This is a genomic window from Ruegeria sp. O6 (assembly GCF_056535045.1).
The window spans coordinates 139,826-164,464 of record NZ_JBQERM010000008.1 but is presented as its reverse complement, the minus strand read 5'-3'; the positions used below and the strand labels follow the sequence as shown (position 1 = coordinate 164,464).

Here is a 24,639-nt window from a genome sequence, read left to right as displayed (position 1 = left end):
AACTTCTGCAGAAACTCTCAAAAGCCGCCATTCTCGCATCGCGCAGCTTCGGCCACTCTGGCTCGCTGCAAAGCGCTTGGGCAGTATCGATGCGGACAGACAGGACTTGGCGCGCCGCGGCCAAGGTCAGCTTTCGACGTATCAGGCAGCCACCATATCAACTTCGGCAGCCGAGAATCCAAAAGAAGCGACCATGTTCCGATGGGCATCGGTCCCAAGGAATTGCGAAAGAACTGCGTCGACTTCGTTCCGCAGGTTTGTGTCGTTCAAACCAAACGCGAATGACCCGAACGCAGGAGGTTTTTCTGAGTTTGGCACAAGGATCAGCTCCAGATCCCATTCCGGGTTCTGCTCGATAAATCCACCATGCGCTCGGCCCACGCTGGCATAGGCATCGGCGGTGCCTTCACAAACAGCTTGTGCGGCCTCGACATATGTTTCGAAAATCATGATGCGCTCTGCGCTGACGCCAAATTCAATCGCCGAGCGATGCTGAAACTGGTCCCGGATAACCGCCAAACGGATATCAGAATTGTCGGCAACCGATCGATATCCGCTCAAACCCATCTGATTGCCCCCAGCCACCAGGAGCCCGTCGGGTTGCGCCCAGATCGGGCGGCTGAACAATGCGCTCTTCCTGCGTTCTTCCGTTCCAAAAAGACCGGTCGTCATGCGCCATCGGCCATCCCCGACCCCGGGCAAGAGTTCAGCAAATTCCGTTTCTACCATTTCAAAACCGGCAATGCCAAGTTGCGCCATTACATACCGCGCGAGCTCAACGTCACAGCCGGTGACGAGGCCTGTTGCATCGATGTAGTTGAACGGCGGTTCGATCAGGTAGGCAAACTTCATGGGTCATCCTCTTTGGTGTCCGGGCCATAGCTGGCGATCTTGATGGCGAGGATACTTTCGCATTTTTCGAGAGTAGCGCGTTTGGCTTTTAGCGTTGACGCGTGGCCCAACAGGATTTGTCGCCGTTCTTCGATACCTGCATCGCCCGCTTTGGCAAGAGTCGTAAACCGACGCATTTGCTTGAGTGGCATGCCGGTTTCGCGCAGCCAATAGAGCAGAGTCAGCCACTCGACCAAACGAGGCGTAAACCGACGATGTCCATCGGTGCCACGCTCGATCTCTGGCAGCATTCCCGACTTCTCGTAGAACCTTATAGTATGTGCGGATAGCCCACAGGCTTCCGCCGCTTCAGCAATTCTCATCTTCGCAAATGTTCCTCTGATCTCTGGGTAGCGAGTTAGAGCCACTCTAAGTCAATAGCGACTTTTGAAAAGCTGGCATTCGTGCAGAGTGCGGTATCTGTCAAACTGGGCTCTGGGCGGTCATCGAAGGCGGAGCAGCATCTGAATTAAGAGAGATCTGTGGAGCCATCGAGGACGGCCCAAACCAATCTCTCAGCGCAACCCCATACTCTACGGTCGCTGCCCGAAATTCAGACATTCGCTGCAGGCACGAAAGGTAAGATCACCGCAAGGTCAGCAGCGCGAACAAAGCTGGCATCGACAATTCGTGTTTGAGATCCACTACCGATGCAAGTCTCCGTTCAAGTATCGCAGACCGGTGTCGATGATCACGGTCACTACGGTTTTGCCCGGTCCAAGTTCCTTGGCCTTTTTCAGGGCCGCCCAGATGTTTGCACCTGACGTCACACCGCCAAGCAAACCTTCCTGGCCAGCGAGCGCCCGGGCCCCCCAATAGGCGTCTTCATCCTTCACTGGAATAACATCATCAATGAGGTCCCTGCGCAGGATCTTCGGCACGAAGGATAAGCCTATCCCCTCGAGCTTGTGCGTACCACTGGTGTCACCTCCTGAGAGGTTGCGCACGTAGTTGGGCTCCACGGCGACAATTTCGGTGTTGGGATTGTGCGTCTTCAAGACCTCAGCATTGCCCGAAATGCAACCGCCACCGCCCGCAGCCATGACGAAGGCATGTACGGGAGTGTTTACTTGGCTCAGAATTTCCTGAGCCATATCGTGATACCCCAGCTTGTTATCTATGTTGTTCACCTGATCCGGCCAAAACGTGCCTGGTTCACCGGCCAGTTCTTTTGCGCGCACGATCATCCGGTCGAGTACATCCGCAGTCAGCACGCCGCCCTCAGCGTGGACAATTTCCACTTCCGCGCCGAACGCTCTCATCGTTTGTAGCTTTTCCTCGGAGAACCCGTTTGAAGACACAAAGTGGGCCTTATACCCGCGAGTGGCACAGACCATCGCCAGCGAGCTTCCGGTGCTGCCACCAGTGTACTCGACAACGCGCCCACCGGGCTTCAACTCTCCGCGCCGTTCGGCCCCTTCGATCATCGACAAGGCCATGCGGTCTTTCATACTGCCCGTTGGGTTGGCCCCTTCCCACTTCACATAGATGTCGGCGTGATCGGGTCCTGTCAGATGGGACAGTTTGATGAGTGGGGTATTGCCGATGGTGGTCATTTTGGAGCCTTTCGCGGACTGTCATCACCAGCGGCTTCCATAAATTAAGTCACAATCCGAGTCAAACTTCCATTTTTTAAGTAACTGCACTAAGTTCAACAAATTGACAGCTAACATGAGGACGGAATGACCCAAACAGAGCATGAGTTTCGTTCCCGATGCTCGATTGCGCGCAGCCTTGAGATCCTTGGTGACAAATGGACCCTGCTGGTGGTGCGAGACCTGTTGTGGCACGGAAAACATACATTCCAGGAATTGCAGAACAGTGAGGAACACCTGCCCCCAAACCTTCTGTCTCAACGACTAAAGCGGTTGATGGAGTGGGGGCTTGTGGAGCGGGAGGCCTATCAGGTCAGGCCTGTGCGCTATCGTTACATGCTTACCGACCGGGGGCGAGCGTTAGAGCCAACCTTGTTGGGGATCATGAACTGGGGGCACTTGCACTTAGGGGGAGGACTGTTCGACCCAACGCTTGGCAAGACAGTGGCTGGAACATCGGTCTGAGTTTCCAGACACGTTCGTCCTGGGTTCGTAGCAGACCTGGGAGCATGCGCGTCAACTAGATCCCAGAGTTTGCGACACATCCTCGGCATGTCCGAAGCAGAATACCAACGGCTTCGCGATCTGACCAGCGAATGGCGTTTCGGCAACAACTATCTGCTGACGGTCCTCCTGGAACACTTAGACGATGTTGTGGACATGAGGCTTGGAGCACTGTGATGGCGGACTTCATCGAGGAATACGGTCAGCCGGAAAGCGGCAGATTGTATTAGCTGACGATGAGGCCCGGCTGATAGTGTTGAAAAACTCTGAATTTGCCCAAAAGTGGTGGAATAGTTAGCCGTAGAGAGCCAGTCGAAGACCCCGGCTAGGCGTAAGAACACAGCTTCGACGTCGTCAATCTGGATTTGACCAAGGCTTCGGCAAAGGTGACGGCACAGGCAACACCATCAACAACTGGTAAACCAAACTCCTCGGATAATTGTGACATCAAGTCTGTCATTCCGGCACAACCCAGAACGATGGCTTCAGCTTTGTCCTCGTCAATGGCGGCGCGAATTTCAGCCCGTATCTTATCTATTGTCGCCGGATCATTTTCCTCAAGCTTCAGAACCGGCACGTCCGATGCCCGAACGCGGGCGCATCTGCGATCCAGGCCATATTTCAACAAATTGGTTTCCAACCCAGCCAGAGATCGGGACAGCGTAGTAATGACGCTGAATTTTGGACTGATCATGGAGGCCGCGTGATAGGCGGCCTCACCAACACCAACGACCGGAGCCGAGGTGATGCAACGTACAGCGTCGACGCCTGTGTCATCGAAACAGGCCACTACGATGCCATCCACATCCGGATGCTGCTTGACCACATCCAACAAGCCCGGAACACAAGTAGAGACATCCAGATAGCCCTGTATGCTGGCGGGACCGTCTTGCGAAGTGGCAGCAATAATCATGGTTTCAGGATGCACAGCCGCCCGCGCTGCCTCTTCTATCTTTCGCGTCATGGAACTGGTGGTGTTGGGATTGACGACTAGAAGTTTCACAACGTCCTCACATTTCTCCGCCCAGATAGGCAGCTTTGATCCGGGGATCGGTCAACAGCTCTTTGGAATTGCCCGAGATCACCACATTTCCAGTGGTTAGTGCATAGGCACGGTGCGAAATCGAAAGCGCCATGCGCGAGTTCTGTTCCACCAGCAGTACAGACACACCTTCGTCCCGGTTGATAGCCACAATAGACCGCGCAATGTCCTGCACCAGTTTGGGCGCAATTCCCAACGACGGCTCATCCAGCAACAGCAGGCGTGGCTTAGCCATCAGAGCGCGCCCGATCACCATCATCTGCTGCTCGCCACCCGACAAGGTTCCTGCCGACTGGCTGTAGCGCTCTTTCAGTCGCGGAAACCGTTCCAGAACCGAATCCAGAGTGCGTTGAACATCCGCTTTGTCTGAGCGGGTAAACGCCCCCATCAGAAGATTGTCTTTTACCGACATGTACGGGAAGACGCGCCGCCCTTCTGGAACCATTGCGATGCCTTTCGAGACAATCTCGGCCGGGTTGGTTCCGGCGATATCTTCACCTTCAAACGCCACCGATCCGGATTTGATTTTCGCCAGCCCGGTAATCGCCCGCAGGATCGAGCTTTTGCCTGCCCCATTGGCGCCGATCAGAGCAACTGTTTCGCCTTGCTCAAGATCAATTGATACCCCTTTAAGGGCATAGACGTGATCGTAGTAGAGCTCGACGTCCTTGAAATCTAACATCTTGGTCATGGCTCAGATCCCAATCTCGTCGTCGGCGCTGCCCAGATAGGCTTCGATAACTTTTTCGTTGTTCTGGATTTCTACCGGTGTGCCCTCGGCGATCATCTCACCGAAGTTCAGCACGACGATCCGGTCCGAGATATTCATCACCGCAGGCATGTCATGTTCTACCAGTAGAACGGTCACCCCCCGGTCATCCCGCACCTTGCGCACCAGATTGACCATTTTCATGGTCTCGTCATGGTTCATCCCGGCGAAGGGTTCATCCAGCAGCAACACCTTGGGATCTGTTGCCAGACCAATCGCGATCCCCAACGCCCGCAGGTTTCCCTGTGGCAGGTTTGAGGCCTGTTCGTTGGCGATCTCGGTCATTCCGAGGAAATCGATCAGATCGTCGGCATATTGCCCGAAACTGTCGACATCCTCATGCGCCGTTTTTGTGCCCCAGAAATACCCGGCCAGCGAGGCACGGGCCCGTAAGTGCTGCGCGACGATGATGCTTTCGCGCACTGTCATGGATTTGAAGATCGTCGTTTCCTGAAACGTACGGACAACGCCTTTACGCGCCACTGCGTGCGGTTTCAGGTTTGAAATCCTCTCACCCTTGAACAGCACCTCTCCGGTCGTGGTCGGCAGAAAGGACGAAATCATCTTGAACAGCGTGCTTTTACCCGCACCGTTCGGTCCGATCACCGACAGGATCTCGTTCTCATTGACGTTGAACGAGATGTTGCTGTTCGCGGTTAGGCCACCGAATTTCCTGGTGACGTGGCGGACTTCCAGAAGATGGCTCATTTGTCCTCTCCTTTCTTGCCGGGCAGACGCAGGCTAAGCAGCCCGTTGGGCAGGAACAGCATCAGGATGATCAGCAAGCTGGAATAGGCCAGCAGTTGGAAGCGACCCAATTCGAACAACAGGTCCCAGCCAAAATACAGGACCAGCGTGCCCAACATCGGGCCAAACACATATCCCAGACCACCGAGGAAGCAATTCAGCATGAAGTTCACACTGTCGGCGACCTGAAAGCTGGACGGATAAACCGATTGCGCAATCGATCCGAACATCGCGCCGCCAATGCCGCCCAGAAAGGACGAGATGGCAAAGACGATGACCCGGATATACGAGATGTTCACACCGATGGAGCTGGCCAGTTCCTCATTCTGCTGCATCGAGCGACAAAGATGGCCAAGGCGCGAATTCACCAGCCGGTACATGGCGGCAAAGGTCAGGACCATCAGAACACAGGCCGTGTAGTAGAAGGCCAGCCTTGGGTTCTCCAGCGTTCCGAAATCGGGTATCAGAGGGATACCAAGGATCGACACCCCACCCGGAAGCGGGATCGAAGTGATGCCCTTGGCACCATTGGTGACGGGCAGGGCCAGCGCAGTCAGGGTGACGACCTGTGTCAGCACCAGCGAGATCATTGCAAAATACACGCCCCGCAGCCGCAGGATCGGCAGACCGATCAGAACCGCCACACCGGCTGCAAAGAGGCCCGCAAGCGGCAGGGACAGCCAGAACGAAATGCCAGCCTTGGTCACCAGAATGGCCGAGACATAAGCTCCGATCAGGGCAAAGGCGCCCTGCCCTATGTTAATGCGGCCGATATAGAAGGTCAGCCAGACACCGGCACTGGCGATCGACAGCAGCGCTACCGAGGTCAGCGTGTAGTACAGGTCAGACCGTCCGGAGGCGGCGACAAAGCCGGGAACCGCGATGAAGATGGCCAGCAGGAAGACCGCCACACCGGCCCATTGGATCATTGAAAATTTTGGCACTGCGTTATCCCCACGGTTTGCCCATCAGGCCCTGCGGGCGGATGGCCAAGAAAATCATCAGCGAGACGAAGATCAGCAGATAGGTGATATCGCCATATTGCGAGAGCACCGCTAAACCGATGGCTTCCATGAAGCCAAGGATGATGCCGCCTGCGATTGCGCCGGAAATCACACCTGCGCCGCCGATCATGACCATCATGAAAGCCTTGATTGAGGTCGGTCCGCCCATACCCAGATTGACGCCGGTAATAGTCACGAGCAGACCGCCGACCAGACCAGCCAGCATTGCGCCCAATGCAAATCCAATCATGGAGTAGCGAGCAACATTGACTCCCATCAGTTGGGCAGCGGTTCTGTCCTGCGCCAGCGCACGCAGGGCGCGGCCGGTTTTGGAATACTGCATAAACAGGATGAAAGTGACGATCGACAAAATAGCCAGCACGCAGATCAAAATACGGTCATATGGCATGATCAACTTGAAATCCCAGTTGAAAACCCCGTTGACGATCTTGGGCACACCGCGCTGTTTTTCTCCAAAGACCAGCAGGATGACCGCGTCAAACAGAAACGCCAATCCCGCCGCCAACAGCATTGTGCTTTCTTCGCGCGATGACCGTCGTATGACTGGGGCGAACAGAAACCGTTCTATCAGTGCGCCGAGCACGGCCAGAGTGATACAGGACGCCAGCAGCGCAAGGATGAAAGGCCAGCCAAGTTGTCCGTAGAAGGTGTAGGTCACAAAGCCGCCGAGAACGTACATCTGTCCGTGAGCAAAATTCAGTACGTTCATCAGGGCAAAGATCAGCGTCAGACCCAAGGCGATCATCGCATATTGCGCGCCCAGATAGATGCCGTTTGCTAGTATCTGTTCCATGATAGTCCCGCGTTAGGTTCGGGTTTCCCGGGCCGATCATCAGCCCGGGAGTTTGAGTGGCTCGTTAGGCTTTCGCCTTGTCTTGGGGAGTTCTGCCTCAGTCGACTTCAGCGACAAAGAGTGTTTCAAACTCTCCGTCCTGGTAAACATTCACTACCAGCGGGACCGCAATCTGACGCTTTTGTCCGAAGGAGGTTGTTCCGACGTACCGCATCACGGCGTCGCCCTTCATGAAAGGGTTCGGTGCTTCGAACGTGTCCATCGTGGTCTGGAACGCCTTGACGTCGTCAATGCCCGCCGGGTTGGCGTTCAAGGTCGCCAGAATATACTCCAGCGCATAGACCTTGGTATTCGATTCATCGTTATATTCGCCGAACATATCAGTGTAACGCTTGACGAATTCCTTCATGTCGTCCGATGCGATTTCAGGCGTCGATGCACCGCCGACCGAGATGAACCCGTTGGCCAGATCGCCCGCACCTTCGCGCAGAACCGTCGCATCCTGCGCGGTTTCGGTCGAGATGATGCCCTGATACCCCAGTTCGCGCGCAGACCGGATCAACTGAGGTGCATTGGCCGGCGAGACGCCGGACAGAACCAGCAAATCAGGCTGCGTGCGCATTACAGGCGTCAGAACCGGGGTAAAATCTGTCGTGTCCACCTGATACGTCACGTTGTCAGACACAACTTCAAGACCCAACGCATTGGCCGCTGCGATCCCTCCATCCCGCTGGCTCAGCGGATCAGACTCGTTGGCAGCAACAAAGGCCACGCTCTTTACGCCTTTTTCGTCGCGCAGGTATTCGTAAATCGCCGGGCCGGATTGATAGTTCGCAACCATGCCCAAAACCGCATTGGACGCCGGAGCGGTATAAAGCTCTTTCGGGAAGGCATATGGGAAATACATGATCCCTTGAGCCTCGGCCACAGGGCGCACGGCGGCAGCGCCGTCATCCACATTCGGACCAACCACATAGTGGATGCCTTCCTGTGCCATCTTCTCCATGCCCGCGATTGCGCGCTTGGGGTCTTTCTGGTCATCGAACGAGACGATTTCGATATCGTAAGTGGTATCACCGATCTTGTAGCCGCCGGATTCATTGATCCAGTCAGCGCGTGCTTCCATCGAGCGCTGGTTCGAGATGCCCCAGGCCGCTGCCGGACCTGAAGTCACACCAACAAAGCCAATCTTGAGAACCGGGTTTTCCGCCCAGGCGGTGGAGCCCAGAACGGATATGGCCAGCGCCAGGGCCGCCGATGATTTCATCAGATTTCTGCGTTTCATTTTTTCCTCCCTATTGAGGTTTGGGCGCCTCTTTCGGGCGCTTGCAAAGGTCATTGAGTCACAGGTCGAATCCCGGTGATGCTGCCAAGCTCAACATTGTTAACAATCTATGTCAACATTTTTTAATGAATGACAGTGTTGATATTGTGAACAAATACTCAATATATTGTCAGTCAGAAGCCGTGCGTCTAAGAAAACGCACAAGAATTCCAGTCGAATTGAAACCAGATGACAGACGCACAACAAATACTCGACACCGTCCAATCTGATCCGGATGAGCAATTGATCGTTGATCGAATTTATTCCGCGGTAATGGAACAAAAGCTGGCGCCACGAACCAAATTGAGCGAACAAACCTTATGTGAGACCTTTGGCGTTGGTCGAATGCGCGTCCGCCGCGCATTGTTGTTATTGAGCAGCCAAGGCATTGTTGAACTTCATTCCAACCGCGGTGCCTTCATTGCTTGCCCAAGCCCCGAAGAAGCCCGAGACGTGTTTGAGGCCCGCTTGATGATCGAAACCGGTATCGTTCGGGATTTGACGCGAGAAATTAGCAACGCGGGGGTCAAAGCGTTGCGGCTTCATATCAAAAAAGAAGATGAGGCTAGGGCAAGGAACGACCAAACAGAAATTATCAGGCTCTCTGGTGAATTTCATGTCGAGTTAGCTAAATGCCACAACAACGCAGTACTCACTCGCGTCGTCAGGGAACTGGTGACCCGGTCTTCTCTGATCGTGGCGCTGTTCGGAACCAACAAGGACTCATCTTGCCCCGATGATGAGCACGCGTCGATCATCAATGCGATCGCGAGTGGTGACCCGCAAGCTGCGGTAGACAGCATCCAACACCACCTTTTTCACGTTAAAAACAGCCTGGATCTGGAAAAAACCCAAAAGGTTGAACCCGATCTGGCCAAGATACTCACCGGGCGCATGTAATTGGATCTGTTGCAAACTTTTGGAATGGCCAGAGTAGCGAATAACCGGACACACCTTTCCTGCGATCTCTGCAAATAGCTGAAATCCCGACGTCGTAGCGTTGGGGAACAGCTGCTTTCGGATCATGTTTGCGACCTCGATGCCGTCCAGACTAGCCGATGCGGACCCGAACGATTTGAACCCGCACATGTGCCGCACGCGACGCTTGATAAACCGGTGATCCTGCTCGATCAGGTTATTCAAATACTTGACCTGACTGTTTGAATTTTGTCGAGGCAACCAAACCGATTAAAGATTTTGTTCACCTCTCGAATGCCCGCTGCGTTGTTTCCGCTTTTGTCGATGACGATCTTGCTCGCGACTCCATTTGAAGACAGCGCTTTGGCAAAGAACCTGGCTGCCGCTGGAGGGTTCCTCCGCTCAGACAGCATAAAATCAAGGGTCTTGCCGTGCTTGTCGACAGCTCGATAGAGGTAAACCCACGCGCCTTTCACCTTGATGTAAGTTTCGTCCATTCTCCACGAACGATCACAAGGTCCTTTGCGGCGACGTGCTGCCTCAGCGATCGCACCAGAATACCGTGTTACCCATCGGTTTAGCGTGGCGTGGTCCACTAAAACAACGCGCTCGGCCATGATTTCTTCCAGATCCCGGTATGACACACCGAATCGGACACAAAAAAACACCGCGAACAGGATCACGTCCTTCGGATATTGCGCGCCTTTGAAAGAAATCATGAACCAACTTTCGACTGATTATACCGAAAGTCATTCACCCGCAGCATCTGACCTCGTCAACAGCCAAATGTTTGCAACAGATCCGTTGAATGCCGTCTTGGAACCAGCCCGAGCCAGGCGGCGAAGTCGCGCCCTCGCGGGAACGTTTCCGGCGGCGGGGCGAGGGCCACCAGCGCAGTTGCGATGAGCGGACCAATTCCAGGCACCGTCATAAGGCGGCGTGCCGTTTCATTTGACCGCGCGCGGCAGGCAATCTCGGCATCCAGTTCTTTGATCTGACCCTCCAGTTGGTTCAACATGCTGATCAGCCTTTCTAAGCACTGGCGCAGGCCTCCATTCAGGTTGTTTGCAAACCCACAATGGCACACCGAGGCCAGCGGGGGCCTCTACACCTTCAGAACCGTACAGGATTTCTCAAATGGAGCGATTTCTTTGCCGACCCGGTGGCAGAACTGGTCGATATGGAACTTAGAACGCTCTGTGGCGGGATCGTCCGGTGGTCCGGCAGATCTCACGAATTGATCGCATTTGAAGAAGGCGGACTTGTACGAAGCCTCGATAGCTTCCAATCGGGTCAGGTCGAAGACTTGGTTGCGGAATTTGGCCTCAACCCAGCTGAAGTTACCGAAGTGCGCGGAGATTCAGACGATCAAGCCCTTTGGATCAGATATCTGAAATAATGAATCGTCTGCACCCGCTACACTTGCGTTCCCCAGCAATCCACTTATGAAAGTGCCATCAATTGACCTAGGGAAAGCTTGCGATGCGCATGCGCGATACGTTCATCAAACCGATGCACCCTGAAGGCATTCGGTTTGTCGCGATCTTTGCCGCCATCACGGTCGGTCTGTTTCTCCTGTCCGACATTCTGGGCTGGATTGGCGTCGGCCTTACGATCTGGTGCTACTATTTTTTTCGCGACCCCGAACGCGTATCACCGACAGGGGAAGGCCTGATTGTCAGCCCGGCGGATGGGGTGGTATCGCTAATCGAAGCGGCAGTGCCGCCGAGTGAGCTTGGGATGCCAAACACGCCCCTCACTCGTGTCAGTGTATTCATGAGCGTCTTTAATTGCCATGTGAACCGCGCGCCCATTGAAGGTGAGATCACCGCCGTTGCCTACCGCCCCGGCAAGTTTTTCAACGCATCCCTAGATAAGGCCAGTGCCGATAACGAGCGCAACAGCCTGCGTATTCGAATGAGGAATGGTCAGGACCTGGCCGTGGTCCAGATTGCCGGCCTAGTGGCCAGACGGATCGTCTGCTTTGTGAAATCTGGCAACGCGCTTCAAACCGGAGAGCGATTTGGATTGATCCGTTTCGGATCCCGGCTGGATGTTTATCTTCCAGATGGCGTGGAGCCGCAGGTGCGTGTCGGGCAAACGATGATTGCCGGCGAAACCATCCTTGCCAGTTTGCACACACCCAATGAAAAGTAGGTGGCTGGATCAGTGACAGAACCATCCGAACAGGAAGAGACCGGGTTTGCGCTGATTCATTTGCTGCCCAATGCACTGACAATAACAGCCATTTGCGCGGGCCTGTCGGCAATCAGATTTGGCGTTCAGGGAAACTACGAGCTTGCGGTGCAGTTGATTATAGCCGCTTGTGTGCTGGATGGGTTGGATGGGCGCATTGCGCGCTTGCTCAGCAGTGACAGCAAAATCGGGGCAGAACTGGATTCGCTCGCGGATTTCTTGAACTTCGGCGTTGCCCCGCCGCTTGTTCTCTATTTCTGGGCTTTGCAGGATGTACCCAGTGCTGCATGGCTCGCCGTGCTGTTTTTTGCGGTGTGCTGCGTTATGCGCCTTGCTCGGTTCAATGTGGGCAGCAAGTCCGAGACCTGCGAACATGACAGCGCTTATTTCGAGGGGGTTCCAGCCCCTGCAGGGGCGCTGCTGGTCATGTTGCCAATGTATCTGTCCTTCGCTTTCGCGGATGCGCCCGCGCTGCCCAGTATATTGATTTGCCTCTTCATCGTGATCATTGGTCTTTTGCTTATCAGTCGCATACCGACCTGGTCTTTTAAAACCACGCGGATTTCACGCGAGAACGCGAAGTTTTTTCTCATCGGTGTCGCTGTTGTTGGCGCCGCGCTGCTGACCTTTGCCTGGGCCACGCTGATCGCGCTTTGTGTCGGATATGTGGGAATGGTCGCCTGGGCGTGGATTGACAGGGAAGCACGTTCTAACCGTTAAGGATACGATATGGACATCAAAGCCGTTCAAACCTCTTACGCTCGCTGGGCACCCGTCTATGACAAGACGTTTGGGGCCGTCACCAATGTCGGGCGGCAGCATGCGGTTGACTATATCAACAGACGTTCTGGCAAGGTTCTGGAGGTTGGCGTGGGCACCGGGCTGTCACTGGAACATTACGGACCCAGGACTCAGGTGACCGGAATCGACTTCAGCGAGGACATGCTGCAAAAAGCACGCGGCAAGGTAAGAGATTTATCCCTGAGCCACGTTGCGGAGCTAAGGCAAATGGATGCCCGCGCGCTTGATTTCCCAGACAACCATTTCGATACGGTTGCAGCGATGCATGTGCTGTCCGTCGTTCCAGAACCGGAAAAGGTAATGGCGGAAATTGTGAGGGTCTGTAAACCCGGCGGCAGTGTGGTGATTACGAACCATTTCAAACGAGAGCGAGGTCTGCTGGCAACCTTGGAACGCGCGTTTGCGCCAATTGCTAACACAATCGGTTGGCACTCTGACTTCGAAATCGACACGGTATTACAAGAGCAAGCGCTAACTGTCGAAGAGCAAAGAGCCCTACCACCGATTGGGATGATGACCTTTCTGGTTTTGAGAAAGTCAGTGGTTGCATAGTGGTCTAATGAAAAGTTAGCGCCTACTAAAACAGGAAGCCGAGCAGAATGACAGGTATTGCCAAGTTGATGACCTGAGCATGTGAGGTATTGGCGAAGACAGGATCAAGCGGTCATTTCCGCAGTGTACTCGTCCCAGAGGTTGAACGCGTCGGAACGAGCGTGGCGGTAAGAGTTTGCGGTGAGTTGATAGCGGCTGGGGCGGAAGACCAGGTTGATTTTGTCATGCGCAGACAGAAATCTCTGAGCCTTTAGGTCAGACTTGAACCGGCCCATGATCTTTTCTCGTTTGCGGGTTGGTCGGTGCGACACTTCGATGGCGTTATTCAGACCTTTGTGGGCATGATGGTCAACCTCTGGTGCAAGTATTTTGATCGGCTTGATATAGCTGCGCAATTTGTCGGTGATGACGACCCTGGGTTCGCCAAACTTGGCAACCGGCCCGAGCAGCCAACAGATCCTCAACGTCAGCTGTGCTCAACCCAAAGCGATGGTAAGCCCAGACCGCGTAGGCAATGATCTCACGAGAAAAGCGAAAACTTTTCAGGAGTGGCATGATCGTTGGGATGTTCATTGGCGCGACATAGCTGGATCATTCAACGTGAACAACTTGGCAATACCGTCGAGTTAGGTTCTTTCGCAAACTTCTCTGAGATCTGCATACATGAAGCTGGAGGGACGATTGTCCAGCCAGTTGGCTGAACTGCTGAAAAAGACGGAATATGGGCGTGAATTGACCTTTGCTGATCTTCTTGAAGACTGTTCGGAAACTACTCGATGGGACCGAACATGAGATCACGTACGTTCGACAATTGGGCAACAAGGCCGAAGACAGTTACTCAGCTGCGTCCACGCGAACCGTCCTGATGCTGGGATCAATATGGCTGTAGGCGGCCAGAAGTCGCGCCGACCACTTCTGCGAAATATAATCGGCCATGAATCGTGACGGTGCGATAAGGACAACACGCCCCCCTGCCCTTTCAGCTTCGGACAGATGTTGAAACCAGCTTGCCCACAGTTCCGGATCGCGACCGTGTAGAATCGCCTGTACCTGCGACCACACATCCCCAGCTGGGCTGTCAGGGGCACTGGGTTTGGTTGCAAAGGGTACGACATTCGTTTCGGGTTCCGGCACGTCAGTCATCCGGGCTTGAAAGTCCGATCCGATAACAGACCACACCTCTTCGGTGTCAATCAGGATTTGTTTCAGATCGATCTCGTACACGGCTACACGACCCCGCGCTGAGGGCCGTTTTACCGTTACCCAACCTAATGTGCGAAATCTGGACATTTCGCGCTTTACGGTTCTTTCGTTCACTGCCCACAGGCGCGAAATTTCTTCCCGCCCAATGGATAATTCGTTGTTGCGCCAGTTATACCGGGTCGTAATCAACGCAATGATACGCAAAATACTTCGTTGTCGGTGCTTGTCGCCTGACAGCGCATGAACGGTCAGAGCAGATAGTATATCATATTTCAAAGCCGGCGCATTTCGCCCGACCGGTTTCGCAAGCTGCATATCCGTTCTCACCGCTCAGTCTGCCTCTGGCGGGTGTGTCCCGCCAATCTCGCGCCGTTTGCCAACGCTTTTCGTCATCTTGGCCTAATTAGCGTCCAAAGCTTCGATTCTGTCAAGCCAAGACTGGAACATCGCGTGATCTTGCGCAGATCAAACTCAAAAAACGAAAAGAAATTTGGTGAAATATTGGTGATGGGGGTCATTCTGTGTGTCCCCTTATTGGGTCTTTGTGTCCCCCTATATGTGGTTATTTCCTTCGGTCCGTCCCCCTAAATACTGGCTGGATAGGGCTGTCTTGATCGTTTTGTTCCACCTGGGGCGGTCGAATCGCTTCGGGTGTTTTTGCGCCTTGTTTTCTTACCCGTGGGTAAGATCGTACTCTCATCATAATTTCTTTTGCTTAAAGTGCAAATCAAGCGTAAATAAGAAACGAGCAGAAATTTACGTTCCAAACTAAGAGACCCGAGGCATGTACACGCACGAAGACCTGAACGCATTGCGCAATCAGTCCCTCAAGTTGCAGGGGTGGATTCGCCAGCAGACCTTTAGCCCTGAGATGGAGAAAACGCTCCGCCGGTTTTCCAGCTGGGAAGTGTCCGAACTGATCTTCCGGGTGAATCAGTCAACCTTTCGCGGAAAGCTTGCAGCCGATCCTTCCCTACCTGGTGGAGAAGTTGAGCCCGACGGGCGTCAGCGCTGGTTCAGCCTGGAAGAGGTGAACGAACTTCGGCGACGGCTCAAGATTAATCGCAAGTCACTGATGCCCCCTCGCCCTGAAGGCAAGCGCGCCATTCGTGCGGCTGTCGCAAACTTCAAGGGTGGCGCGGGAAAGTCGACCGTGGCGCTGCATCTTGCCCATGCAGCCGCCCTGGATGGGTATCGGGTCCTTGTGGTGGATTTCGACCCTCAGGCAACACTAAGCCATTCGATGGGGCTGACGGATGTGGCCGAAGATTATACGGTCTGGGGGATCATGGCGCGTGACCTCATTCGTGAAACAGAACGCATGAATAACCGCCCCGCCGCTGCAGAATCGGGAACCGCCCTGCCCCGCCGGGAGTTGCCGCCCGCGATAACAGATATGGGCCTGGGCGATCTGCGAATTGCTGATTTCATCAAGAAGACCTCCTGGTCGACGATCGATGCGATACCTTCCTGTGCGAACGCAGCCTTTGTTGAATTTGCGTCGGCCCAGTACCGGCACCTGAATCCCGAATGGTCCTTCTTTGCGGCGGTGTCCCGGTATCTGGATCAGATTCCGGATGACGCCTATGACCTTATCCTGTTCGATTGTCCGCCCGCAATCGGGTACCAGTCTATGAACGCGGTCTTTGCCGCAGACATGCTTTATATCCCTTCGGGCCCTGGCTATTGGGAATATGACTCGACCACATCGTTCATCGGCCAATTGGCAGAAGCGTTGGAAGACCTGGCTTATGGGTTCGACAAGACCTTACCCACGGGTAAGATTGGGTTGCCCAAAACCTTCTGTGAGTTGCGGTTCCTGTTGACGCGGTATGAACCGGGCAATGCGCTGCATCTGGCGATGTTTGATGCCTTTAAGAAGGTATTTGGCGAGCACGTCGCACAGCACCCGGTGGAAATGACCCGTGCGGTGGAGCAGTCTGGACGTTTTCTGAGCTCGGTCTACGAAATGGATTACCGCGAAATGACCCGCGAAACCTGGCGGCGCGCCCGCTCAACTTTCGACAATGTGTATGAGGAATTCCGGGGCGTAATGCTATCGGCCTGGGACAAGGTGGAGGATGACGCATGAGCCGCAAGCGGAGAATGTTCGATATTGATCTACCGGCTATGGATGACATTCCTGTTGGTAAGGTGCCGGATAAAGTTTTCGAAAAACGACGTGGCCCAATGGCCGCTGCAATTTCGGAAAATGCCGACGCTTTGCGTGATCAGCAATCGACGGAACAATCCATTCGCGCAGAAAACGATCGTCTTGCACACGAACTGGTTCGGCTGAGAGCCGAAGGTTTGGTGACAGAACGAGTGGTGCTAAACGACGTTGTAACGGAAAAGCTGACACGAGATCGCAAACCCGGTCCCGATCCAGAACTGGATGAACTTAAGGACTCTATTAGGGAGGTCGGCTTGTCCAACCCGATCCGCCTGGAGCGCAGGTCGGACGGGCTGTATGAATTGATCCAGGGTATGCGCCGTTTGTCTGCCTATCGAGCCTTGTACGATGAGACCGGTGATGAAACCTACGCCAGAATTCCAGCGGGGATTTCTGATGCGGGTGATCTGGACAACAGTTATCGGCGTATGGTCGACGAGAACCTGATCCGAAAGGATATCTCATTTGCGGAAATGGGTGCCCTCGCCCGTGCATATTCCGAAGACCCTGCGAATGACTGTCCCGATGTCGACAAGGCGGTGTCCACGCTGTTCAAATCTGCCAGCTACACAAAGCGCAGCTATATCCGGTCTTTTGCCAGTTTGCTGCTGATGTTGGACAAAGTTCTGACCCACCCGAACGACATTCCGCGAAACGTGGGTGTTGAGCTAAAGCGCAAATTTGACGCGACGCCAGGTCTGGTTCGCCAGGTAAGCGAGGCACTGAAGAGTGAGCCTGATCGGGATGGCGCGCGTGAAGTCGCAATTCTGAGGTCATTTCTAGGTGAGCCAGAAGCTGTGTCCTCGAAGAAGACGGAGGCCGCCAGTGCAGGTAAACCACGCCGCGCGAAAACAACTTTTCAGGTTTCGGGCAGGGCAGGGATCGCGAAATGTGCTGCTTCTAGTGGAAGGATCGAGGTGCGGTATGATCTGGATTTTACCCGCGTTGATCGAAGCAAACTGGAGGCAGCAATTGCCGCGCTGCTCGATGCGCTTCCCGAGGAAGATGATCTTACCCACGGGTAAGATCACGAACTAGCAAGTCAGGTGAAGGCGTCGGAAAGGTTTCGGCGCCTTTTTTGTTTTGCCGCGCAAAGGGTAGGGGCCTTGAGTGACATTGTCGGGTAAATCCACTGTCCAAGCTGAACCGGAGGGCGCGGGCCATGGCGTGAACGGGGTAACCGGCATATCAAAGCTTGCTGTCAAGCCAAGTATAAAGTTTCTCAACATATCGATTATGGACATAATCTGCTTAGGCATGTATCTCCGTTCTGTCGAAAACAGGCGGCGCCGGGAGCGTCGCGCTTACCCCGCCGACCCGCCGAACGTCAAACTTACCTAGTGCACAAGCATCGTTGCGATGTTTACAGTCGAAGATCAGTCGGTTGTGATTTGAGGCATATGTAGTGTTAGCGACTTGCATAAACTACAATATATGCCAACAGCTCTGGCTTGGCACCCAAAAAAGATGTGTCGCAACCTCTGGGGTCTGGTTGACGCGCGTGCGTGATCCTCGGTTTGTACTCGTCGGATAGTTTTGAACAGGTTGTTTGAGCATGATCTCATTGAACGGCTGTCATTTCTCAAGGATGCAGTTTTGTACGCTGTGTACTTCTACCTGCGTTACACGGTGTCGTATCGGGACTTAGAAGAAATCCTGGCGGAACGCGGCGTTCAGGTGGACCATGCCGCTCTCATCAGGTGGGTCGTGAGGTATTCACCGATGATCGCAGTAAGATCGCAATTGAAGAAACGCCCAACGCCGAACTCTTGGCGCATGGACGAGACTCTGAGTAATTGACCAGCAGCTCTCTTGGCCGGTGCATGATGGCATCGGAACAAAGACAGGAGAGTAAAATGGAACAGTGTTTTGTCGGATTGGATGTTTCGAAAGCTGAGACGTCTATTTGTTTATGCGACGAGAACGGTGATCCGGTGTTTGCTGCGAAGAAAGTCACCGAACCGGATGTCATTTTCCAAGTGCTGCGCAAACACCTTGGTTCCCTCAAATGCGTCGTCCTCGAAACCGGTCGAATGGCGAACTGGCTCTATACTGAGCTCTCGGATCGGGGATTGCCGATTGTTTGCATCGACGCCCGTCAGGCTCATGCTGTTCTCAGCCAGATGCACAACAAGACTGATGCCAATGATGCCGCCATGTTAGCAGAGCTGGCGCGCACGGGGTTCTATCGGAAGGTAGAGGTTAAGAGCCGGCTCGCCCAGGAGCGGCGGGCATTGCTGAAAGCTCGGGAAGTGGCATTGAAATCCCGCGTGAATGTCGAAAACACAATCCGCGGTCTTTTGGCCAGTTTCGGGCAGCGGTTGCCAAGGCATCTGCACACATACGAGGAACGGGTCCACGCGATCCTGAAAGATCGGCCAATCTTATCCAAGATCATCCTGCCTTTGCTCGACTTGCGCACAACCGCGCTGCGGCAAGCGGCAGCTCTGAGTAAAGAAATGGCGCGCCATGCGAAAAACGATGAAGTCTGCAACGTTTGATGACGATCCCTGGCGTTGGCCCGGTGAGCGTTGTGACCTTTGTGGCAACAATCGACAACCCGCATCGGTTTGTGAAATCCAGATCGGTCGGAGCCTATCTCGGGCTGACTTCCCGGCGCTACCAATCGGGGGACATCGACTATGGGGGGCGAATATCGAAACGGGGCGATCCTATGCTGCGTTCTACGCTCTATGAAGCGGCCAGCAGTTTACTGAACCGAGTAAAACCGGGCAAAGGATCTGAATTACAGAGATGGGCTCGGGCTCTCAAAGCCCGTACCAGTCACAAGAAGGCGGTTGTCGCCTTAGCCAGAAAACTTGCGGTCCTTATGCACGCCATCTGGACAAACGGATCAACCTTTCAAATGAAGGAGGCATAATCAGCGTAACAGCGGATAAACCGAACACGAGTTGCCGTACCGACCAACACGGCAGGCTGTCGACCGAACCCGTGAGATCTACATGCGGCTATTTAACCAGACCGCGCATGAGACCTTTGGGGGTTGATGCCTTGAACGCCGAGATGGAGCTCCAACAGAATGACTTCGGAAAGAACCTTGCAGGTGGTCGATACTGGAATAAAGTCACCGAGAGCTGCTGCTCAATTAAAGAACCTACATCAAAGTTAAAGGCGCGTGGGTTTACCTCTATCGAGCTGTCGACAAGCACGGCAAGACCCTTGATTTTATGCTGTGTGAGCGGAGGAACCCTCCAGCGGCAGCCAGGTTCTTTGCCAAAGCGCTGTCTTCAAATGGAGTCCCGAGCAAGATCGTCATCGACAAAAGTGGAACCAACGCAGCGGGCATCAAGGCCATAAACAAGATGCTAAAGGGCTTTGGATGTCCGATACCAATTGAGATAGTCAGGCGGAAGTATTTGAACAACATTGTGGAACAGGATCACCGCTTCATCAAAAGACGAACCCGTCCGATGCTCTGCTTCAAGTCCTTTGCTTCGGCTTCAGCCACTCTCGCAGGCATCGAAGTCGCGCACATGATCCGCAAAGACCAATTCACACCTGGACTCTGTCCCTTTCAACAATTCAAAGAACTGGCCGCTTAACTCATCAGGTCAGATGCATTTCTCCGAACTGCAGGAAACTTCGCAACAGCGTTGTTATGTGGCGTTCACGTAAGAGAACGGAAACCGATCCCTGGCTTGCCCGCATGATCGAACGCAAGCCGCCACTGCTGGTTCGCGTGGCCCTTGCGAACATGATGGCGAGGATCGTTTGGGCCTTGATGAACACAGGGGAAGTCTACCGGGCTCCGGCTGCCAACGCGTAAGGCGTCTGTGGCCGCGAGGCGGCGGAAACGGAAGAGGACAATGGACGGTATGGCATAAGGATCGTGAGACCGGGTCGGAAAAACCAGCTTGCGACAGAGTGCTTTGAGCACGTGGTTCTGAATTGGACCGGATCCGCTAACACCATAGGGGCCAGCGGCATGTGCAAACGCCGCGCAACAGGCCGAACACATGTCAGTACCCGAACCGATGCAATTACCGGTCAAAATTACCTCTTGTGTTTTGGGCGTCTACACGTGTCGCAAACTTAAATGAGATTAGCATTGTCAGTGCTGACGAGCCGATTATCCAGCCAATCTGGCAAACTGTTGAAATGGAGAGAGTCCAGGCGTGAACTGACCTTTGCGGATCATGTTGACCAGTTCGATACCAGCCAAGGCAGATGCTGCTGAAGTGAACGACTTGAATCCCAGCGTAGGCCTGATCCTTCGTTTGATGAAACGGGAAGTTTTAGCGCGGTTCATACGAAAAAGTTGGCGGCACACCTGGCAAATTCTTTGTAGCCTTATCGCGATTCGATGTGGATTATGTTAAAGTAACTGCGGCTTTCGTGGACGAAGTTATTATGCTAGTACACCTTGTTTTTCTAGGTTTTTTGCGGCTTAGGTCTAGCCTCATCGCTATTGTGATGTTCGGACCTGCTATTGTACTGGCGGACGTATCTGATGTCAGACGTACGGCGCTTGTCATAGGAAATTCGCAGTATGAGTACGTTTCGAATATTCCGAACTCGGCAAATGACGCCCGGGATATAGCAGCAGCGCTTGGTCGGATAAGTTTTAATGTGACCGAATTATACGATCTCGACTATCCCCAAATGCGGCTGGCCCTTCGGGATTTTTCCGACAAGGCTGCGACGGCCGACGTGGTATTGGTCTATTTTGCGGGTCATGGCATCGAAATAGACAACACTAATTACCTGATTCCCACCAACGCGGAACTCAAAAGCGACAAGGATGTGGAATTCGAGGCTATACGGCTGGACTCGGTACTAAATTCGGTATCGACGGCGAAAGGTCTCAAACTTGTTCTTATTGACGCCTGCCGAAACAATCCGTTCCTTTCTGATATGGAGCGCACAACCGCGACGCGGTCGATCGGGCGCGGATTGAGCAGTATTGACCCCGGAGGTGTTCTGGTCGGCTATTCTGCACGCGGTGGAACTTTGGCTTTGGATGGAAAAGGTCGCAACAGCCCATATGCCGAAGCGCTGCTTGAACATATTGAGGTTCCCGGGCTGGAACTTGGGAAATTGTTTCGCAAAGTCCGGGATTCAGTCTTTAAACTTACCGATGGGTACCAAGAGCCCTTCACTTATGGCTCATTGCCAGGGCGGGATATATTCCTTGTCCCTGCAGCGGCCAAGGTACCTTCCATTTTAAAAGAAACGCCTGCGCCTGTTGCCGAGTCCTCGCCTGAAGATGAGCGTGAAAAATCTGCCCAACGCGTTCTGCGCGAAGCGTTAAAGTTGGATGATCAAACGGTCAAGTTGGGCGCTTTGAAGATGATCGCGCAGCTCTATCCAAATACACGCGCTGGTCAATATGCGGCTGACGTAGCCGATGTGCTCAGCCGTTCACAACCGATTAAGAACAACGCCAGCGTGCCTACAGAGTCTGCTGCCGCGTCCCAAAGCCCGATCAACACGACGAACCAGGAGAACGTCGCGGGGCAACAACCAGATCCAGCCCTTGTGGCAGAAAAGGATCTTAATCTCAGCCAAAACGACTATCGCAACATTCAACGTGGTCTGAATTTCCTAGGGTATTCAGCCGGGCCTGTTGATGGGATATTCGGTACGCGCTCTCGTGCGGCACTAAAGCAATTTCAGAGCAAAAGCGGTTCGACCAGAACGGGGTATCTGACAGCGCAAAGCCTTGCTGTGTTAAAGAACGTCGCAAAGCCGCCACCCTCGGCGCACAGCGAGGAACAAACGAGCGGCGAAACGCTTGCTGCCTTGCCGAAGACGACCCAAACCGGCGCAGTAGCAAACAGCTACCATGGGGATTACTCAATCGTGGTCAGAAGACGACCCAATCCAAACTACAATGACCCGGAGCTTGCTAAGGATCGGCCCAAAATAGTGTTGCAGATGGTGTACCGGAAGTCGTCCGCCGGGTTTCAGATGATCAGCGCTCAGGATCTGACGGAAGGTGGTGAAAATCGACCAAAACGATTTCGCGCATCGTTATCAGAAAAGGGGCGGTTGCGTATTTCGGGAAATACAGGGTACCTGTTTGGTAAAGTAAGAGTTGTCCCCTTCTCAATTACTCAGAGAATTCCTGCAGACTTTTCCAAGGGGCAAACCCTCCACTCCAACCAAGGCCAGTTCGACAAAGCCTTTTTCATGGATGTGACGATAACAAAACGTTGAAACTCACAACACGAAGTATTCGCAGCTACTCGGGTACGCGCCTGTTGAGTTCAACCACTTGAATTTCTGTCTCGCCATCATCGTGAATGAAACTCGCAGCCACTGGCCATCGTCGTTCAGCGTCCACAGTTTTTGCCGTCGCCATGGTCATATAAATAGGACGAAACCCATCGGCATCCGGTGCTAGGGTCTTGATCCAGCTTTCCAGGCGTGCAGCGACATTTATTGTATCACCGATGACGTTATAATGCATGGATCCGCTGACACCCAGTGTGCCACCGATTGCTTCTCCACTGTTCAGCGCTATCCGTAGCTTGTATGCACGTTGATTTCGAAAAGTGTTATTAAGTGATGCCACGGCTTCGCGCATGGCGTTGGCACAACGTAGTCCGGCCTGCGCGTCCGATTGCCTTTGCTCGTGTGTTTCGCTTGGAATTGGCGCGCCAAACACAACCAGTATGCCGTCTCCTGTATATTTCTCGACAAACCCACCATGCGCGCGAGCGATTTCACCCAGCCGATCAAGAATTCGCGCGATCCACGTCATAAACTCGTCTGCATCCATCGCATTCCCGGCGAGGGTCGACCCTTCAATATCCGCAAGCAGCGCCGTAACATACAGCTGTCGAGATCGGGGCTTTCCACCCGACATTAGATTTTTGCGCTGCTTCCAGATCTCAGCTGACAACTCTTCGGACAGATGAGATGAAAAAACCTGTGCGATCGCGCGTCTTTGGTTGCGCGAAAAGCCTGAGATGATCCCAAAGCCGAAAAGAAACCCGAAAGTCCAGCCCAGCAGAGAAGGCGCGACAGGCATTAACAACGCGAACTGTTGAAACATGGACAACGTAATCGCTAGCAGGACGCCACCTATCCCAGCCAGCAACACCGCATTGCCGGTGACCCTGACGAAAACAGACACGCAGGCACCTAAGAAGACCGAAGCGAGGATGATGAACGCAGGGAACTGACCGTCCAACGCGCGCAGCGGAGAGGCTTGGCCGTTGAAGTAGTCAATCAACTGTTGAACGATGGCGGCATGAATTTCGGCACCAAAGGTAAAATCTGACCCGGTTGATCGGTTGAGTGGTGTTGAAAAGTAATCTTTTACGGAATGACTGGTAACGCCGATTATCACGGCATTTCCCTCAAAGCGATCCAGCCCAGTGTGAGTCAGAATCTCTGCGGCGGGAACACTGCGCGTGATCGGCAGTGCATTTTTGTAATCAATGACGATTTGATAGCCTGACGTATCCACGTTGCGGAACAGGTTTGCACCCGGGGCCAAGGGTTCTACAACTGTATCGCCAAACATCAAATAGCGCGGATTGTCGGGAGCGCTTTTCAATGCGGGTTGCCCGGTATGGGTCGCGGCCAGATGCATAGGCAGTGACAGGGAAATACCATCGTGCGTATTTACTAACAACAAGGCGCGTCGGGCAACGCCATCAGGGTCAATTGGAATATCAGCGAACCCAGTGTGCGTGCCCGGCGGCGCTGAAATGCCAGCAGTCTCGCTATCCTGCAATTTCGAGATCACGAAAACTCTGGGATCGCTCAGCACCTCAAGTAAGGCGTCCCGACCTTCACCTGCCGGAACGTCCCTGTAAATGTCGACGCCCACCGTAGTTGCACCAGAGGCGAGCAAGGTGTTTACAATCTGTGCCAATTGCCGATCGGGGACAGGCCAACCCCATTCGCTCAAATCTCGGTCGGTGATGGCAACCAGATAAACGTCTGCTATAGGTTCATCCGCCGCAAAGGCCGATATTGTCCAATCGTATTGGAGAAGCTCAAGTGACTCGAGCATGCCTTTTTTCCGGAGTTCGACCAGAGGCATGCCGACAATCAGTGTAATGACACAGACCAACACCCAGCGTTGCCAAACCGGCATGAGCGATGACGTTCTCTGCCATGCATGCTTTT

Annotated in this window: 21 protein-coding genes and 7 pseudogenes; 13 read left to right on the top strand and 15 right to left on the bottom strand. The window is 53.8% G+C overall.

Annotation, left to right across the window (positions count from 1 at the left end):
* Positions 1 to 141: 141 nt before the first annotated feature.
* From ACR0DY_RS12430 to ACR0DY_RS12420, 3 genes are all read right to left on the bottom strand, one after another.
* Complete coding sequence (locus tag ACR0DY_RS12430) at positions 142 to 852, bottom strand: transporter substrate-binding domain-containing protein (protein ID WP_480483602.1); 711 nt, start codon at positions 850 to 852, stop codon at positions 142 to 144.
* A complete protein-coding gene (locus ACR0DY_RS12425) occupies positions 849 to 1,214 on the bottom strand; it encodes a MerR family transcriptional regulator (RefSeq protein ID WP_480483601.1) in 366 nt (121 codons plus the stop codon). The genes ACR0DY_RS12430 and ACR0DY_RS12425 overlap by 4 nt, the downstream gene beginning before the upstream one ends.
* 321 nt (positions 1,215 to 1,535) lie before the next feature.
* Entirely contained in the window at positions 1,536 to 2,447 is a 912-nt protein-coding gene (locus tag ACR0DY_RS12420; RefSeq protein ID WP_480483600.1) for a PLP-dependent cysteine synthase family protein, read from the bottom strand.
* Between the two features lie 126 nt (positions 2,448 to 2,573).
* Here ACR0DY_RS12420 and ACR0DY_RS12415 point away from each other — a divergent pair, with 126 nt between their 5' ends.
* The gene (locus tag ACR0DY_RS12415) at positions 2,574 to 2,951 is read left to right on the top strand and encodes a winged helix-turn-helix transcriptional regulator (protein ID WP_480483599.1); all 378 of its coding nucleotides are present in this window, start codon (positions 2,574 to 2,576) and stop codon (positions 2,949 to 2,951) included.
* Positions 2,952 to 3,315: 364 nt separating this feature from the next.
* On the opposite strand, the gene ACR0DY_RS12410 is transcribed toward ACR0DY_RS12415, so the two are convergent.
* From ACR0DY_RS12410 to ACR0DY_RS12385, 6 genes are all read right to left on the bottom strand, one after another.
* Positions 3,316 to 3,993, bottom strand: coding sequence for an aspartate/glutamate racemase family protein (locus ACR0DY_RS12410; RefSeq protein WP_480545999.1), 678 nt, complete (start codon positions 3,991 to 3,993; stop codon positions 3,316 to 3,318).
* A gap of 7 nt (positions 3,994 to 4,000) precedes the next feature.
* Positions 4,001 to 4,723 carry an ABC transporter ATP-binding protein gene (locus ACR0DY_RS12405; protein WP_480546000.1) on the bottom strand — a complete coding sequence of 241 codons (723 nt, stop codon included), beginning with the start codon at positions 4,721 to 4,723 and terminating at the stop codon, positions 4,001 to 4,003.
* Positions 4,724 to 4,726: 3 nt separating this feature from the next.
* On the bottom strand, positions 4,727 to 5,509 hold the full coding sequence (locus ACR0DY_RS12400; RefSeq protein ID WP_480546001.1) for an ABC transporter ATP-binding protein: 783 nt from the start codon (positions 5,507 to 5,509) through the stop codon (positions 4,727 to 4,729).
* Positions 5,506 to 6,477, bottom strand: coding sequence for a branched-chain amino acid ABC transporter permease (locus ACR0DY_RS12395; protein ID WP_480546035.1), 972 nt, complete (start codon positions 6,475 to 6,477; stop codon positions 5,506 to 5,508). The genes ACR0DY_RS12400 and ACR0DY_RS12395 overlap by 4 nt, the downstream gene beginning before the upstream one ends.
* A gap of 19 nt (positions 6,478 to 6,496) precedes the next feature.
* On the bottom strand, positions 6,497 to 7,366 hold the full coding sequence (locus ACR0DY_RS12390) for a branched-chain amino acid ABC transporter permease (protein WP_480483595.1): 870 nt from the start codon (positions 7,364 to 7,366) through the stop codon (positions 6,497 to 6,499).
* A gap of 97 nt (positions 7,367 to 7,463) precedes the next feature.
* Positions 7,464 to 8,651: an ABC transporter substrate-binding protein gene (locus tag ACR0DY_RS12385; protein WP_480483594.1), complete on the bottom strand. Its 1,188-nt coding sequence runs from the start codon at positions 8,649 to 8,651 to the stop codon at positions 7,464 to 7,466.
* 228 nt (positions 8,652 to 8,879) lie between these two features.
* Here ACR0DY_RS12385 and ACR0DY_RS12380 point away from each other — a divergent pair, with 228 nt between their 5' ends.
* A complete protein-coding gene (locus ACR0DY_RS12380) occupies positions 8,880 to 9,590 on the top strand; it encodes a GntR family transcriptional regulator (protein ID WP_480483593.1) in 711 nt (236 codons plus the stop codon).
* Between the two features lie 57 nt (positions 9,591 to 9,647).
* Here ACR0DY_RS12380 and ACR0DY_RS12375 read toward each other — a convergent pair.
* A pseudogene (locus ACR0DY_RS12375) lies at positions 9,648 to 10,327 on the bottom strand (IS6 family transposase); the annotation flags it as partial.
* A gap of 83 nt (positions 10,328 to 10,410) precedes the next feature.
* Positions 10,411 to 10,614, bottom strand: a pseudogene (locus tag ACR0DY_RS12370) (transposase); the annotation flags it as partial.
* 476 nt (positions 10,615 to 11,090) lie between these two features.
* Between ACR0DY_RS12370 and ACR0DY_RS12365 the strand changes: the two are divergent.
* The 3 genes from ACR0DY_RS12365 to ACR0DY_RS12355 are packed head-to-tail and all read left to right on the top strand — an operon-like array spanning position 11,091 to position 13,157.
* Positions 11,091 to 11,765, top strand: a complete 675-nt coding sequence (locus tag ACR0DY_RS12365; RefSeq protein ID WP_480483591.1) for a phosphatidylserine decarboxylase — start codon at positions 11,091 to 11,093, stop codon at positions 11,763 to 11,765.
* 12 nt (positions 11,766 to 11,777) lie between these two features.
* Positions 11,778 to 12,524: a CDP-diacylglycerol--serine O-phosphatidyltransferase gene (pssA, locus tag ACR0DY_RS12360; RefSeq protein ID WP_480487950.1), complete on the top strand. Its 747-nt coding sequence runs from the start codon at positions 11,778 to 11,780 to the stop codon at positions 12,522 to 12,524.
* 9 nt (positions 12,525 to 12,533) lie between these two features.
* Positions 12,534 to 13,157, top strand: coding sequence for a class I SAM-dependent methyltransferase (locus tag ACR0DY_RS12355; protein WP_480483589.1), 624 nt, complete (start codon positions 12,534 to 12,536; stop codon positions 13,155 to 13,157).
* Between the two features lie 104 nt (positions 13,158 to 13,261).
* Here the strand turns inward: ACR0DY_RS12355 and ACR0DY_RS12350 are convergent.
* Together ACR0DY_RS12350 and ACR0DY_RS12345 are read right to left on the bottom strand one after the other, a co-directional pair.
* Positions 13,262 to 13,730 (bottom strand): annotated as a pseudogene (locus ACR0DY_RS12350) (DDE-type integrase/transposase/recombinase).
* Positions 13,731 to 13,991: 261 nt separating this feature from the next.
* Complete coding sequence (locus tag ACR0DY_RS12345) at positions 13,992 to 14,675, bottom strand: DnaA N-terminal domain-containing protein (RefSeq protein WP_480898383.1); 684 nt, start codon at positions 14,673 to 14,675, stop codon at positions 13,992 to 13,994.
* A gap of 469 nt (positions 14,676 to 15,144) precedes the next feature.
* On the opposite strand from ACR0DY_RS12345, the gene ACR0DY_RS12340 reads away from it, so the two are divergent.
* From ACR0DY_RS12340 to ACR0DY_RS12310, 7 genes and pseudogenes are all read left to right on the top strand, one after another.
* Positions 15,145 to 16,452, top strand: coding sequence for an AAA family ATPase (locus ACR0DY_RS12340; protein ID WP_480483587.1), 1,308 nt, complete (start codon positions 15,145 to 15,147; stop codon positions 16,450 to 16,452).
* Positions 16,449 to 17,558: a ParB/RepB/Spo0J family partition protein gene (locus tag ACR0DY_RS12335; RefSeq protein WP_480487952.1), complete on the top strand. Its 1,110-nt coding sequence runs from the start codon at positions 16,449 to 16,451 to the stop codon at positions 17,556 to 17,558. Before ACR0DY_RS12340 ends, ACR0DY_RS12335 begins: the two co-directional genes overlap by 4 nt.
* Before the next feature lie 530 nt (positions 17,559 to 18,088).
* A pseudogene (locus tag ACR0DY_RS12330) lies at positions 18,089 to 18,321 on the top strand (IS6 family transposase); the annotation flags it as partial.
* 68 nt (positions 18,322 to 18,389) lie between these two features.
* Positions 18,390 to 19,034, top strand: coding sequence for an IS110 family transposase (locus ACR0DY_RS12325; RefSeq protein ID WP_480546002.1), 645 nt, complete (start codon positions 18,390 to 18,392; stop codon positions 19,032 to 19,034).
* Complete coding sequence (locus ACR0DY_RS12320; RefSeq protein WP_480483584.1) at positions 19,034 to 19,414, top strand: transposase; 381 nt, start codon at positions 19,034 to 19,036, stop codon at positions 19,412 to 19,414. Before ACR0DY_RS12325 ends, ACR0DY_RS12320 begins: the two co-directional genes overlap by 1 nt.
* Positions 19,415 to 19,646: 232 nt before the next feature.
* Positions 19,647 to 20,096, top strand: a pseudogene (locus tag ACR0DY_RS12315) (IS6 family transposase); the annotation flags it as partial.
* Positions 20,097 to 20,188: 92 nt separating this feature from the next.
* Positions 20,189 to 20,320, top strand: a pseudogene (locus ACR0DY_RS12310) (IS110 family transposase); the annotation flags it as partial.
* Positions 20,321 to 20,623: 303 nt separating this feature from the next.
* On the opposite strand, the pseudogene ACR0DY_RS12305 reads toward ACR0DY_RS12310, so the two are convergent.
* Positions 20,624 to 20,782, bottom strand: a pseudogene (locus ACR0DY_RS12305) (IS6 family transposase); the annotation flags it as partial.
* Positions 20,783 to 20,889: 107 nt separating this feature from the next.
* On the opposite strand from ACR0DY_RS12305, the gene ACR0DY_RS12300 reads away from it, so the two are divergent.
* A complete protein-coding gene (locus ACR0DY_RS12300; RefSeq protein WP_480898381.1) occupies positions 20,890 to 22,713 on the top strand; it encodes a caspase family protein in 1,824 nt (607 codons plus the stop codon).
* 25 nt (positions 22,714 to 22,738) lie between these two features.
* Here ACR0DY_RS12300 and ACR0DY_RS12295 read toward each other — a convergent pair whose 3' ends face one another.
* Entirely contained in the window at positions 22,739 to 24,607 is a 1,869-nt protein-coding gene (locus ACR0DY_RS12295) for a CHASE2 domain-containing protein (RefSeq protein ID WP_480898379.1), read from the bottom strand.
* Positions 24,608 to 24,639 lie beyond the last annotated feature (32 nt).